Origin of the sequence: Escherichia sp. E1130, assembly GCF_005781065.1 — a bacterium.
In the GTDB taxonomy this organism is placed as follows: domain Bacteria; phylum Pseudomonadota; class Gammaproteobacteria; order Enterobacterales; family Enterobacteriaceae; genus Escherichia.
Genome location: NZ_VATL01000001.1, coordinates 98,050 through 109,804, shown reverse-complemented (window position 1 = coordinate 109,804; position 11,755 = coordinate 98,050). Strand labels below are relative to the sequence as shown.

Sequence of the window (11,755 nt, the reverse complement as noted above, 5' to 3'; positions counted from 1 at the left end):
CCTTATCCGATCTACAAAAGCGGAGTTTAACTCCGCTTATACAGCGGCAGCCAAATCACCAGACGTAAACCGCCCAGCGGGCTGTCTTCCGCTTTCACCCAACCACGGTGCTGCTGAATGGCGGTTTCGACAATCGCCAGCCCCAAACCTGTACCGCCAGATTCACGATCGCGCGCTTCATCTGTACGATAGAACGGGCGGAAAATCTGTTCGCGATCTTCCGGGCTAACGCCAGGACCATCGTCGTCCACCGTAATGGTGATACCGTCTTTGTCAACCGCAAAGCCCACTTCAATCTTCGTATGGGAATAACGCAGAGCATTACGCACAATGTTTTCCAGCGCACTTTCCAGGGCGTTCGGGTTGCCGTACAGCGGCCACGGCCCTGGCGGGAAGTTAACCGTAAACGACTTGCCCATCTGTTCCGCTTCGAATGCCGCGTTATCCAGCACTTCGTTCCACAACTGGTTGGCTTTGATTGTCTCGCTCACCAGCGCGTTTTTCTGCTGATTACGTGACATCACCAACAGGTCGTTGATCATGCTGTCCAGACGCTGGGCTTCGGTTTCGATACGCTCCAGTTCCTTGCTTTCACCACTACGACGACGCAGTAACGCCGTACCCAGTTGCAGACGCGTCAGCGGCGTGCGCAGCTCGTGAGAGATATCAGAAAGCAGGCGCTGCTGGGAGGTCATCATGCGTTCCAGTGCGGTCACCATCTGGTTAAAACTGGCACCTGCGGCAAGAAATTCTTGTGGCCCCGCTTCCAGTTCCGGATGCTGGCGTAAGTTCCCCTGGGCAACTTCATCGGCAGCGTTTTTCAGCTTACGCGCCGGTTTTGCCAGGCTCCAGGCCAACCACAACAGCAGCGGCGTACTGACCAGCATGGTGACAATCAGCAGTAATAGCGGGCGGTCAAACAGTAAGTTTATGAAATCGGATTGAGAACTGCTGGCCGGGCGAATCAGATACAGTTGGTAATTATCTTCGCCATCACGCACGGAGAATGGTCCCACCAGTTCCACGCGACCATACTTTTTCTTCTGCGGATGATCGGCGTTATCGGCCTGACCAATAAAGTTGCGAATGATTTGCATTTCGCTGCGTTCAGCGCCGATCACGCGGCCTTCAGTGGTCACCAGTAATAAACGCTGGCCTGGTGGCGCCCACTTATCAATGGCCCGGAACAGGCGACGCCACCACATTAAATCGTTGGGTGGATCGTTCGCCAGTTCCGCTTCGACATGCTGCTCAATCATCAGCCCCTGACGCTGTTCGCTATCCAGAAGCTCGGTCATCTGGCGTGAATCGAGCTTGGGTAACATCAAAACCAGCATCAACACCAGCGCCAGCGTCAGCCAGAAGATGGCGAAGATGCGCGCGGTTAAGCTGCCTATCATGAAGCGGAAACCATCAGATAGCCGCGACCACGCAATGTTTTAAACCACGGATGACCGTCTTTACGATCCGGCAGCTTACGACGCAGGTTGGAAATATGCATATCGATAGCACGGTCGAAAGGCGTCAGGCGTTTGCCCAGTACTTCCTGGCTTAAATGCTCGCGAGAAACCACCTGACCCAGATGCTGCGCCAGTAGGTAGAGCAGGGTAAACTCAGTACCGGTTAACTCCAGTGTTTGCCCGTCGAAGCTGGCTTCCTGACGGCCTGGATTCAGCACTAAGGCGTCAACTTCCAGCGTCGGCGAACCGTTATCGCTGTTCTGCTGTTGCTCGCTCCAGTGCGAACGGCGCAGGATCGCGCGAATACGCGCAACCAGTTCACGGTCGTTAAACGGTTTCGGGAGATAGTCATCCGCACCCAGCTCAAGGCCGAGGACGCGATCAAGTTCACTGCCGCGAGCCGTCAACATAATGACTGGCGTCTGGTGTGTCTGGCGAAGTGCTTTCAGCGTATCGATACCATTTTTCTTCGGCATCATCACATCAAGCAAAAGTAAATCAATGCTGTCGTCCAGAAGAGCAAGCGCCTGTTCCCCATCGTGGGCAACAATCACGTTGAAGCCTTCCATCTCGAGCAGCTCCTTTAACAGGGATGTCAGCTCTCGGTCATCATCAACTAACAGGATTTTATTCATTGTTTAAATACCTCCGAGGCAGAAATTACGTCATCAGACGTCGCTAATCCATGACTTTACGTTGTTTTACACCCCCTGACGCATGTTTGCAGCCTGAATCGTAAACTCTCTATCGTTGAATCGCGACAGAAAGATTTGGGAGCAAATGATGCGCATAGTTACCGCTGCCGTCATGGCCTCAACGCTGGCAGTCAGTTCATTAAGCCACGCTGCTGAAGTCGGTTCAGGCGATAACTGGCATCCGGGAGAAGAACTTACGCAGCGCAGTACGCAGAGCCATATGTTCGACGGCATAAGTTTAACCGAACATCAGCGTCAGCAGATGCGAGATCTTATGCAACAGGCCCGGCACGAACAGCCACCTGTTAATGTTAGCGAACTGGAGACAATGCATCGCCTTGTCACCGCAGAAAATTTTGATGAAAACGCTGTGCGCGCACAGGCAGAAAAAATGGCGAACGAGCAAATAGCTCGTCAGGTTGAGATGGCAAAAGTCCGCAACCAAATGTATCGCCTGTTAACGCCGGAGCAGCAAGCGGTTTTAAACAAGAAACATCAACAACGAATGGAACAGTTGCGCGACGTGACGCAATGGCAAAAAAGTTCATCGTTGAAGCTATTGAGTAGTAGCAACTCACGTTCCCAGTAGTAAACCCTGTTTTCCTTGCCATAGACACCATCCCTGTCTTCCCCGCCATGATGGCGGGGTTTTTTTTATCAGGTACTTAGAAAAAATCCTTTTAAATCAGTCTCCCATGCAGCCGCCAGAAGCGGCTACAACGGGTTACAGTGTTTCTTGGCGTAGTCAACGTGTAGTCAAATCGTCAGCCCTCCACCAAGTGGGTTTAACGTTACTGCGTGCTTCAGATAATCAGGGGCCAGGTGTGCATAAACCATTGTCTGCTGTATGCTGGCGTGCCCCAGAATCTGCTGTAACGCAATAATATTCCCCCCATTCATCATGAACCAACTTGCGAACGTGTGCCGAAGCACATGCGTAGCCTGACCACGTGGAAGATCGGGCTTAACCTTTTTGAGCCGTTCGCAGAAGTTTTCATAATCAACTTTGAACAGTGGCCCTGTGTCGCTGGTCTTGATCTCTTTCTCCAGATCTTCCGATATCGGAACCGTTCGCTTTTTCCCGTTTTTGGTTTTGAGGAACGTCACACGCCCGTGATTAACCTGCTCTCCCCGTAACGTACTTCCTTCGCCCCAGCGAGCACCCGTACTGAGACATAGCAGCGCTACGCGTCGATCATCCCCTGTCAGGGTATCCAGCAATTTGCCGATCTCTGATTTTGTGAGATAGGTCATGGCTGGCGGCGTTTCTTTCAGTGGCTCCAGCCCCTTACAGGGGTTTTCCTTCCTGAACTCATCCAGTTTGATCAGCGCGCTGAACATACCTGATAGCCGATACATATCACGGTTGATTGTGGCGGAGCTGATCCCATCATCCAGCCGCTGGCTACGGTGTTGCGCTATCGTACGTTTGCTTAAACGGTTTACTGCTGGATCTCCCAGCGCCCTGATTGTTTTGCTCAGGTGCCGTTTTTCAATCTCACCATTTTCCAGCGTTTGTCCGTACAGCAACCACCAGGTATCTAACAACTCGCTTAAGGTGCGGCGATCTACGCTCGCGCCTAACCATTCTTTTTTGTCGGCATTGACTACAACATACCGCTCAAAAAGTACTGCCTCTTGCTTCTTATCGAAGCGCCTGCGGATGCGTTTTCCATTACGCCCACGCGGGTACACGTCTACTTCATATTGACCACCTTCGAGCTTCTTAATCGACATAGCGAAGCCCTCCAGTGAGGTTGTCGTTATGCGCTTTTTGTTCTAGCGCATAGAAAAACCAGATTTTTAGCCAGCCTTGAGGCCTGATCGGCGTGACATTGTTTTTCCTGGCCCATCAGGGGAGAGAGGCGGGGATACCTGCCCCGCAGATGGTGCAGTTTTGCCAGTCATTAGCCAAAGTGTGTATTTCTGAAATCTTGGGTGGTTTGTGAAGCTAACCATAAACTTTTCAGTAACTTGTATTCCTTTCATTTCATAGTTTGTGATGGATGGATAAGGAATTTCCAGCATTTCAGCTAGTTGTGTCCTTGTTACTCCCTCAGCCTCTCTAATCAGGCGAATTTTTTCGCCCAAGCTTGACGAGTTTGTCATATCTGATCTATCCTCATTTTCGATGGGTCATATCTGACTCATTAAAACATCCGCCAGAAGCAGCTACAGCCAGCTAGAAGCGGCTGAACAACAAAGGGGATTATTACACATGAAAGAGAAATACCCAGAGGGCTACATTGAATTACGCCATCCGGTGGATGCGGTGCCTGCCCCAAAATTTGCCGAAATGATCGGTAAAACCGCCAATGCGGTTGGCGATATGGTTCGTGACGGCAAGCTGCCGGTGGTTCAGATGAAGAATCCTGAGTCTCTGACGAACCGCTCAGAGAACTGGATCTACATCCCTGAATTCAACCGTGCGATGCGTGACGCTTATTTCAATCGTCCGAAAGAGCAGCGCGATGCCTGGTTACTGTGGATTGGGCTTTGATTATGAAAAAGCGCTATTCACAGCATGGGTCACATGCCGGAAGCATTCCGGGATTGGTTCAGGTAAGCAAAAACGTTTATGTCTTTAACGGCTTCACTATCCGCAAATCATCACGCAATGCTTTTAATCGAAGCAATTCGTATTTGATAAATAAGCGGGATGATAACGGCGGTATTGATAATTATTATGGGCGTGATTTTGCCTTAGCTGAAGCAATGCGAACTATTGAACGGCTGAATGGTGGTAAAGGTTATGAAAACTGAAATGGTTATCGGGCTTTCTCTCTTTGCTGTTCTTGCGTTGTATTTAATTCAATTTTTAATCCGACTGCGGAGTAGAAAAGTAAAGCAGCAAAGAGCTAAGGCACTTGCTGAATATAAAACCCGCCGTGAAGAAGTTGAACTAAAAGCCCGTAGGCAACTGTAGCAGGTACACAATATGAACGATAACGCCCCATCACTTGCCAGCCTGTTAAAGCACGGTTGCCAGGTCACGCATTACCGCAATACACGCGGCTGGATTGAATGCCCGGACGGGCGTTTCTTTAAACCGGAACCAAATAAGGTGCGCTTTATTAAAGGTATGAGTAAGCCTTTTGTTTATACGAAGAAGATAAACAAAGGCTTATTTAGTGCCTTAGCAAGATTATTTAGAAAACTGCTTTAGTAATTAAGTAACTGATAAAACTTTTTCTGCCTGTCATCACTTTATTAAGTGATGTGCATTCACTCACCTAAATAACGGGGTTAATTATGTTTAAGTTCGACTTAGGGCAGCAAGTATCAATTAAAGCCAGCGGCGAGAAAGGCACCGTTGAGGCTTGCGCTAAATACATAGCAAGCGGCAACCATTATTACATTCATTATCGCGCGGCTGATGGGCGTGCGGTAACTAAATGGTTCGAAGAACATCACATTGAAGTTTGCGACCCAAATACAACGGAAAGCACCGATTCCATTACTGAGATCGGTGCACAAATCGAATCATTGATTAAGAGAGTTTGCGACGCTTTGCAAAAGCAGGGAGAAGAAGCGCAAGTTCAGCGTGAATTTCTGATGAAACACCTGCAATTGCAGATGGAGAATTTGAAAGAGCAGCCGTCGATTCCAGAGTAGACAAGACTTTTTCCTGTTGCTCAGGAGTTAAGGCATTAAACATCGCTACAGCAAGTAATGAAACGGCATTCGTCTGATACCTGGTCATTTCATTGGCTTGAGTAAGCGTAGAAATCAGCTTGTTAAATGCTCCCTGTGTATCTGGCTTTTTATCGTTAGACACGGTGTCTCCTTTTGGGTGGGTAGTAGTTGTGCCGCTCGCTTCTTGCTGGAAGGCGGCATCACGAAATTACCACAAAACCATGCGCCGGGCATGGCTAAAACCCGGCTCTTATCCGAGGCATTACTTGCGAGTGGTGCGCCTGATAAGTGGCAGTGATGGGGGATAGGATTATGAATATCGGACAAGAGAAACCAGTATCCGGGCGTCAGATGTTCCTTGAACAGCGCGCCCGTTTGCAGTCGAGCATTTCAGTTTCCCGCACCAATGACACGGCGAGCCGTTTCAATCGCCTGGGCGAGACTCAGAAAAAGGTGATCATCCTGCTGGCAAACGAAGCTGCGCAGCGGTTTAAAGATCTGCCGTCGCTGACTCATTCCCATCTCACTATGCCTTTTGAACAGTTCAGCTCTCAGGACAAAGTGAGCCTGATGTTAGGCATTAAGCGCCTTGCCGAGCTTGCTGCGGCGTTGCCGTGGGAGTTTCCCGATCACGCTGCGCCACGCCTTGAAATTCAGGCGTTACGCGAATCACCACCACTCGCGCCGGATGGCGCAGTCAATTAACCACTGAATGATTAACCAGTAGTCAGGCGCATCACCGCGCCGGGCTTCCTGCACCCAGGAGAAAGCAAGATGATTCGATCTCTACTCAAATGGCCCGGTGGCAAAAGCCGCGTGATGCCTGAATTACTGCCGCATTTACCAAAGGCTGGTTGCCTCGTTGAGCCTTTTGTTGGCGGCGCTTCCGTGTTCCTCAATACCGATTATCGCCGGTACATTCTTGCGGATATCAACCCAGATCTGATCCGCCTTTATCGTGAGGTAAAAAGCAATCCTGAGCTGGTGATTGATCTTGCCCGCCCGCTCTTTGCGACCGGCAATTCCAAAGAGGAATACTTACAGAACCGCCGCATTTTCAACGGTACAAAAGGCTTGCTTGATGTGGCCCGCGCGGCTCTGTTTCTGTACCTCAACCGCCACGGCTACAACGGCGTGGTGCGTTACAACCAGAGCGGTGGTTATAACGTCCCGTTTGGTCAGCACAAAAGCGCGCCTTACTTCCCGGAGGCGGAGATCCGCCAGTTTGCTGAGAAGGCCAACGACACCAAAGCTATTTTTCTGTGCAGCTCGTTTCAAAACACCCTCAAAGTGATGGTTGGAACGGATGAAGCCATCTACTGCGATCCCCCGTACCTGCCTGCCAGCGAAACCGCCAATTTCACCCAATACCACACCGAGCCATTCACCGAGAAGCACCACCGCCAGTTAGCGGCGGAGCTGCTGGAAGTGAACCGCAAATATGGCGCGCCGGTTGTCATTTCCAACAGTGACACCGAAACCACCCGCGAGATTTACCACCGTTTCCGCCTGCATGAAATCGACGTGCAGCGCTCTGTTAGCACTGACGCCAGCAACCGCCAGAAGGCCAAAGAGGTGATCGGCACTTTGGGCATCGTTGAGGGATGCCCGGCAGGTGGTTGCGGGAACTGTGAGAGCTGCGGGCAGTGTGCTGAGGGGGCGTGATTGTGACGGCTTATTACAACGAGATCGATCCCTTTGCGGCTCAATGGCTGCGCAATCTTATTGACGCTGGGCACATAGCGCCGGGCGTTGTTGACACCCGTTCTATTGAGGAAGTAACACCAAATGACCTTAACGGATTCACTCAATGCCATTTCTTTGCAGGGATCGGCGTCTGGTCTTACGCCCTGCGCCGGGCTGGATGGGCGGACGATCGCCCTATCTGGACAGGCTCTTGCCCGTGCCAACCTTTCAGCCAGTCAGGCAAAAGAGCAGGGGTTACTGACGAGCGGCACCTTTGGCCCCATTTCCACTATCTCATTGAGCAGTGCCGCCCTGAGACTGTCTTTGGTGAGCAGGTTGCAAGCAAGGACGGCCTCGGTTGGTTCGACATTGTACAGACTGACTTGGAAGGAACGGGCTACGCCGCAACAGCTCTCGATCTTTGCGCTGCGGGCTTCGGTGCCCCGCATATAAGACAGCGCCTCTTCTGGGTGGCCCACTCCGAACGCGAGCAACGTCAAAAACGCGTATCAGGATCCATTGAAAGTTATAGCCAGAATGATGGCGGGCAGGCAGTCGAATCTGCAAGATTTTGCCTGCCTAGCGGGGTGGAATACTCCAACAGCAACGGATGGGAAAGGGGGGTATCAGGGAGGGAGGATTCGCAACGGGAAGCTGTCAACGGATCGGCTGGATGTGACAGCACAGTTATCCGGTTGGACAACTCCGAGTGCATCGGACGGAACCAGGGGCGGGAGGGGGATCACTCCGGCGATGACGGGCAGCAGTCTGACCCAGCAATCAAAAATGATTGGCCCCATCAGGTTAACGGCTTCTGGCAAGATGCTGACTGGCTCTTCTGCCATGATGGAAAGTGGAGGCCAGTTAAACCAGGACTTAAGCCGCTGGTTAATGGGGTTGCCGGAAGAGTGGGCCAGTTGCGCGCCTACGGAAATGCCATCTGCGCGGAAGTCGCAGCAACCTTCATAAGTGCTTACATGGATGCGGTGAAATGACCACCGCAGCCAGTGGGCGTGGCGCTCCAACGCCGCCCCCTCCGTATCCGGGTAGCGCACCAGACGCCACCCGGTACGCTTACGAATGGCAGAAGCCGAAAGCTGCCATTTGTGTTGATAAGACTCCCGTTGTTGATCTAGTCGAGCTGGGTCAAGAACAGGAGTTTTTGGCGTGGGTGAAAGTTACCCTTGCGCCGCTACCTCGCTTTATTCGCCTGCGTCTGGCTTCCCGTATTGACAGCATTCACACCATGAAGGGCAGGCACATCGCCCGTCTGGCGCTACGCGATATTATTCGCAGGGATCTCCCGCCCATCAACATGGTGAATGAGCAATACGCTATTGCGGTGACCGATGAGGCTAAATCTCAGGCTGATACAGCATTCAAAGGGGTAAACCCGCTTTACCACACGTTTCACACTCTTCACGGATTGGTTGAGCGCTTTAACCGCCTGCCGGATTTCACGCCGGAAGATGTTGAGCTGCTGGCGCAGGATATTGCTATCTATATGCGGTCTGTGCTGAGCGAAGTTCACGAAACGGTAGAGACTCAGAGTGATCGCAAATATGCCGGATACCTTTACACCGAAGCGGCTATCCTCGCGCGGCTTTTCTTCCTGACGCCTCCGAGCTGGGCAAAGTATTGCCGGGGAACGCTGTTTATTGATGAGGCTACTACTGGCATCAGTAAGATGCTGGATGATCGCTATTGGCATCGTAACCTGAAAAAGTACGCGGCGCGCTGGCGTGAGCACCTGCATATCGCCTTTGGTGATGTGAAGCGGGGCGCTGCGCCTTATTGCAGTAAGCACCACGTTGATGAGTGGGATGCCAGGCGCAAACGCAGCCGCGCGATCATGGCTCGCCTTGAGCTGGAAGACCAGGACACCAAAGAGCGTATTTCGCTTATTGAGCAGATCGATAAGAGCATTTCTAATCCAGCATTACGCCGCGTTGAACTCATGACCCGCATTGGTGGTTTTGAGAAAGTCGCCACCGAAAGCGGATACGCGGGACAGTTTTTTACCCTGACAGCGCCATCCAAATACCACGCATATACCGTATTCGGTCATCGTAATGCCAAATGGAACGGTGCCAGCCCAAGAGCCACGCAGCGTTATCTTAACCGGGTATGGCAACAGATCCGCGCTGAGCTGGCCCGCCGTGAAATCCCTGTTTTTGGTTTGCGGGTGGCTGAGTCTCATCACGATGGTACGCCGCACTGGCACGGCCTGCTGTTCTCCCTGCCGGAACATTCTGCCGAGCTGCTGGAAGTGATGGAAGACTACGCAACCCGCGAGGATGCGGAAGAGTTGCAGGGCAAACACGGCAACCAACCGCGTTTTGATATGAAGCCGATCGATCATGAAATCGGCAGCGCCACCGGCTATGTGGTGAAGTACATCAGTAAGAATATTGACGGCTACGCGCTCGACGGTGAAACCGACGACGAGAGCGGCAGGCCGCTGAAAGAAACTTCAAAACATGCAACCGCCTGGGCATCTTGCTGGGGCATCCGTCAGTTTCAGTTTCTGGGCGGCGCGCCGGTATCTGTCTGGCGTGAGCTGCGCCGGTTCCGCAATCAGGAACAGGCCGACAAGATAAACCCGCTATTTGCTGAGCTGCACCGTGCTGCGGATGCTGGCGACTGGCAGCAATACACCCAATTGCAAGGCGGGGCGTTGGTTGCCCGCCGTGATCTGCCGTTGCGCATTTGGTACCAGCAGAAAGACGAACCAAATGATTACGGCGAGTATCTGGATCTTATCAAAGGTCTGATGATGCCGGCCGTTCACATCCCACCAATTGAAACCCGCCTGCATACCTACCGCATTGTGCGTAAGAAACCGGAAGTTTTAGACGACTCCGGGCAGGCCGTTGACTTTGATTTTGACCTTCGGGGCGCGTCCGCGCCCTCTAGGACTCGTGTCAATAACTGTACTGAGGTCAAAAAACATACAAATTCAGAGGGTGAAAATTCGCCACCAGTTGAGCCTGAACAGTATGAAATTGGTCAAATGACCCACGAGCAGAAAAAAAGGCTCAACGAAAGCATCAGAAACTACAAACCGGAACGGCAAAAATCACCTGCTGATGAGTTTGAGGCGCTGGCTAATGCCATTACGGCATCAGATTGTGATGATATTGAGCAGGCCAGGGCCGAGAGCTATCTAAAAGTTGCTCAGGAATTGAGGCAGCAGGAAAGGGATATGCCTGCTGTTACCGGGCCAGTTCCTGTATCAGTCGATCGCATTGCGGCACTGGATGATTTTGCCAAATCTATAGGCATAGAACTGAGCACAGGTCAGTTAACGTTATTGCTACGCGGTGAGCGTTTGCGAATTGATGGCTTTATTGTCTCCGCAACCAGCAGCGGAGAGCTGAGGCGCAGAAAAGATAACGGAGCTGACCGTAAGACTGCCGATTTGTGGCAGCATATGAAGCTAAGTCATAATGTTGACAGCAGAGATATCAGGCATGATCCCGTTGGCAGCTATGCGGAAATGTTGAAAAAAGCTGATCCGGCTGCGTGGGACAGGTTGTTTGGCACCAGGAATCAGGGGCAGCGCGTATGTTTGACGAAGAACAGCGAGAGCAGGAAGTAATTGATTTCATCAGTAACAAAATTAAGCGATGCCGTAAGTGTGGTAACGAGCTGCACTACAAGGAAAAGTATTATTTTAATGATCGCATTTGCTGCACCTGCAAGGGGTTAAAACCGTTTGACGCTCCCGACGATATTGCTTTGTCTGAAAGCTGCGAGCCAGAACCAGCGCGGCTGGCAGATGAAGGCCATGATGCGCGAACCAGTACCGAGCGTGAGCTATTTAACCGATATCCCGAATGGCAGTTGATGAATGAGAGGGCGGCAAAGAAATGGCGTGAAGAGCATCCGCCTGAAGAAAGCTGTCTCCCATCTTCCCGATCAGCGGTAAATTCCGCAGGGCCATTGTCTGTTGAGCGAATCAATGAGCTGATGGCTAAATATGACGCCAGTGAAGCCGTGGATATCAGGCAGGAAGAGTTGATATCGCTTCTGTGGGAAGTGCTCTACCACCGCAAAATTAATCCAGTTTTCTGAGATGGGTTTATCTCAGGTGTGTAAGACCACTGGAAAAGAATCAAATGGCAATCGTTATAGCCTTCGCAACTTGTTGCGCAGGTTATAACGATTCTGCGGGCGCGGGCGGCAAAGAGTCCGCTAGCGCCACAACGTGGCGCTTAATGCAAATAGGTCTGGCTCAGGTGATAGCGTTGCTTGTTGTACGTTTTTGATGTACAT

Annotated in this window: 16 protein-coding genes; 12 read left to right on the top strand and 4 right to left on the bottom strand. The window is 51.6% G+C overall.

Translation table 11 applies throughout. The annotated features are described in order from the left end of the window. Positions 1–26: 26 nt before the first annotated feature. Entirely contained in the window at positions 27–1,400 is a 1,374-nt protein-coding gene (cpxA, locus tag FEK66_RS00540) for an envelope stress sensor histidine kinase CpxA (protein WP_000580414.1), read from the bottom strand. Beyond that, entirely contained in the window at positions 1,397–2,095 is a 699-nt protein-coding gene (gene cpxR, locus FEK66_RS00535) for an envelope stress response regulator transcription factor CpxR (RefSeq protein WP_130206632.1), read from the bottom strand. The genes cpxA and cpxR overlap by 4 nt, the downstream gene beginning before the upstream one ends. Before the next feature lie 148 nt (positions 2,096–2,243). On the opposite strand from cpxR, the gene cpxP reads away from it, so the two are divergent. Further along, positions 2,244–2,744 carry a cell-envelope stress modulator CpxP gene (gene cpxP, locus FEK66_RS00530; RefSeq protein ID WP_130206850.1) on the top strand — a complete coding sequence of 167 codons (501 nt, stop codon included), beginning with the start codon at positions 2,244–2,246 and terminating at the stop codon, positions 2,742–2,744. A gap of 167 nt (positions 2,745–2,911) precedes the next feature. Here the strand turns inward: cpxP and FEK66_RS00525 are convergent, their stop codons facing one another. Both FEK66_RS00525 and FEK66_RS00520 read right to left on the bottom strand, forming a co-directional pair. Continuing rightward, the gene (locus FEK66_RS00525) at positions 2,912–3,892 is read right to left on the bottom strand and encodes a tyrosine-type recombinase/integrase (RefSeq protein ID WP_135495400.1); all 981 of its coding nucleotides are present in this window, start codon (positions 3,890–3,892) and stop codon (positions 2,912–2,914) included. 66 nt (positions 3,893–3,958) lie between these two features. Continuing rightward, positions 3,959–4,264 (bottom strand): helix-turn-helix transcriptional regulator, encoded by a 306-nt coding sequence (locus tag FEK66_RS00520; RefSeq protein WP_135495399.1) that lies wholly within the window; start codon positions 4,262–4,264, stop codon positions 3,959–3,961. Positions 4,265–4,373: 109 nt separating this feature from the next. Between FEK66_RS00520 and FEK66_RS00515 the strand changes: the two genes are divergently transcribed. The 11 genes from FEK66_RS00515 (at position 4,374) to FEK66_RS25580 (ending at position 11,748) form a co-directional block, all read left to right on the top strand. Continuing rightward, positions 4,374–4,655: a Cox family DNA-binding protein gene (locus FEK66_RS00515; RefSeq protein ID WP_135495398.1), complete on the top strand. Its 282-nt coding sequence runs from the start codon at positions 4,374–4,376 to the stop codon at positions 4,653–4,655. Positions 4,656–4,657: 2 nt separating this feature from the next. Next, a complete protein-coding gene (locus FEK66_RS00510; RefSeq protein ID WP_167854260.1) occupies positions 4,658–4,918 on the top strand; it encodes a hypothetical protein in 261 nt (86 codons plus the stop codon). Next, on the top strand, positions 4,908–5,081 hold the full coding sequence (locus FEK66_RS25585; RefSeq protein ID WP_167854259.1) for a hypothetical protein: 174 nt from the start codon (positions 4,908–4,910) through the stop codon (positions 5,079–5,081). The genes FEK66_RS00510 and FEK66_RS25585 overlap by 11 nt, the downstream gene beginning before the upstream one ends. A gap of 12 nt (positions 5,082–5,093) precedes the next feature. Next, positions 5,094–5,321, top strand: a complete 228-nt coding sequence (locus FEK66_RS00505; RefSeq protein ID WP_124304216.1) for a phage filamentation protein Fil family protein — start codon at positions 5,094–5,096, stop codon at positions 5,319–5,321. A gap of 86 nt (positions 5,322–5,407) precedes the next feature. Next, positions 5,408–5,770, top strand: a complete 363-nt coding sequence (locus FEK66_RS00500; RefSeq protein WP_135495397.1) for a hypothetical protein — start codon at positions 5,408–5,410, stop codon at positions 5,768–5,770. 333 nt (positions 5,771–6,103) lie between these two features. Next, on the top strand, positions 6,104–6,496 hold the full coding sequence (locus FEK66_RS00495; RefSeq protein ID WP_135495396.1) for a hypothetical protein: 393 nt from the start codon (positions 6,104–6,106) through the stop codon (positions 6,494–6,496). A gap of 69 nt (positions 6,497–6,565) precedes the next feature. Then, positions 6,566–7,456, top strand: a complete 891-nt coding sequence (locus FEK66_RS00490) for a Dam family site-specific DNA-(adenine-N6)-methyltransferase (protein ID WP_135495395.1) — start codon at positions 6,566–6,568, stop codon at positions 7,454–7,456. After that, on the top strand, positions 7,453–8,472 hold the full coding sequence (locus tag FEK66_RS00485; protein ID WP_135495394.1) for a DNA cytosine methyltransferase: 1,020 nt from the start codon (positions 7,453–7,455) through the stop codon (positions 8,470–8,472). The genes FEK66_RS00490 and FEK66_RS00485 overlap by 4 nt, the downstream gene beginning before the upstream one ends. Next, the gene (locus FEK66_RS00480; protein ID WP_135495393.1) at positions 8,469–11,078 is read left to right on the top strand and encodes a replication endonuclease; all 2,610 of its coding nucleotides are present in this window, start codon (positions 8,469–8,471) and stop codon (positions 11,076–11,078) included. The genes FEK66_RS00485 and FEK66_RS00480 overlap by 4 nt, the downstream gene beginning before the upstream one ends. Further along, entirely contained in the window at positions 11,045–11,554 is a 510-nt protein-coding gene (locus FEK66_RS00475) for a hypothetical protein (protein WP_135495392.1), read from the top strand. The genes FEK66_RS00480 and FEK66_RS00475 overlap by 34 nt, the downstream gene beginning before the upstream one ends. A gap of 44 nt (positions 11,555–11,598) precedes the next feature. Further along, a complete protein-coding gene (locus tag FEK66_RS25580; RefSeq protein ID WP_167854258.1) occupies positions 11,599–11,748 on the top strand; it encodes a hypothetical protein in 150 nt (49 codons plus the stop codon). The last annotated feature ends 7 nt before the right edge of the window (positions 11,749–11,755 follow it).

Excerpts from the sequence above, each read along its gene's own strand:
- FEK66_RS00480 (WP_135495393.1), top strand. The coding sequence starts at position 8,469 with ATGACCACCGCAGCCAGTGGGCGTGGCGCTCCAACGCCGCCCCCTCCG.
- FEK66_RS00500 (WP_135495397.1), top strand. The coding sequence starts at position 5,408 with ATGTTTAAGTTCGACTTAGGGCAGCAAGTATCAATTAAAGCCAGCGGC.
- FEK66_RS25585 (WP_167854259.1), top strand. The coding sequence starts at position 4,908 with ATGAAAACTGAAATGGTTATCGGGCTTTCTCTCTTTGCTGTTCTTGCG.
- FEK66_RS00510 (WP_167854260.1), top strand. The coding sequence starts at position 4,658 with ATGAAAAAGCGCTATTCACAGCATGGGTCACATGCCGGAAGCATTCCG.
- FEK66_RS25580 (WP_167854258.1), top strand. The coding sequence starts at position 11,599 with ATGGCAATCGTTATAGCCTTCGCAACTTGTTGCGCAGGTTATAACGAT.
- FEK66_RS00525 (WP_135495400.1), bottom strand. The coding sequence starts at position 3,892 with ATGTCGATTAAGAAGCTCGAAGGTGGTCAATATGAAGTAGACGTGTAC.
- cpxP (WP_130206850.1), top strand. The coding sequence starts at position 2,244 with ATGCGCATAGTTACCGCTGCCGTCATGGCCTCAACGCTGGCAGTCAGT.
- FEK66_RS00505 (WP_124304216.1), top strand. The coding sequence starts at position 5,094 with ATGAACGATAACGCCCCATCACTTGCCAGCCTGTTAAAGCACGGTTGC.
- FEK66_RS00490 (WP_135495395.1), top strand. The coding sequence starts at position 6,566 with ATGATTCGATCTCTACTCAAATGGCCCGGTGGCAAAAGCCGCGTGATG.
- FEK66_RS00475 (WP_135495392.1), top strand. The coding sequence starts at position 11,045 with ATGTTTGACGAAGAACAGCGAGAGCAGGAAGTAATTGATTTCATCAGT.
- FEK66_RS00515 (WP_135495398.1), top strand. The coding sequence starts at position 4,374 with ATGAAAGAGAAATACCCAGAGGGCTACATTGAATTACGCCATCCGGTG.
- cpxA (WP_000580414.1), bottom strand. The coding sequence starts at position 1,400 with ATGATAGGCAGCTTAACCGCGCGCATCTTCGCCATCTTCTGGCTGACG.
- cpxR (WP_130206632.1), bottom strand. The coding sequence starts at position 2,095 with ATGAATAAAATCCTGTTAGTTGATGATGACCGAGAGCTGACATCCCTG.
- FEK66_RS00495 (WP_135495396.1), top strand. The coding sequence starts at position 6,104 with ATGAATATCGGACAAGAGAAACCAGTATCCGGGCGTCAGATGTTCCTT.
- FEK66_RS00520 (WP_135495399.1), bottom strand. The coding sequence starts at position 4,264 with ATGACAAACTCGTCAAGCTTGGGCGAAAAAATTCGCCTGATTAGAGAG.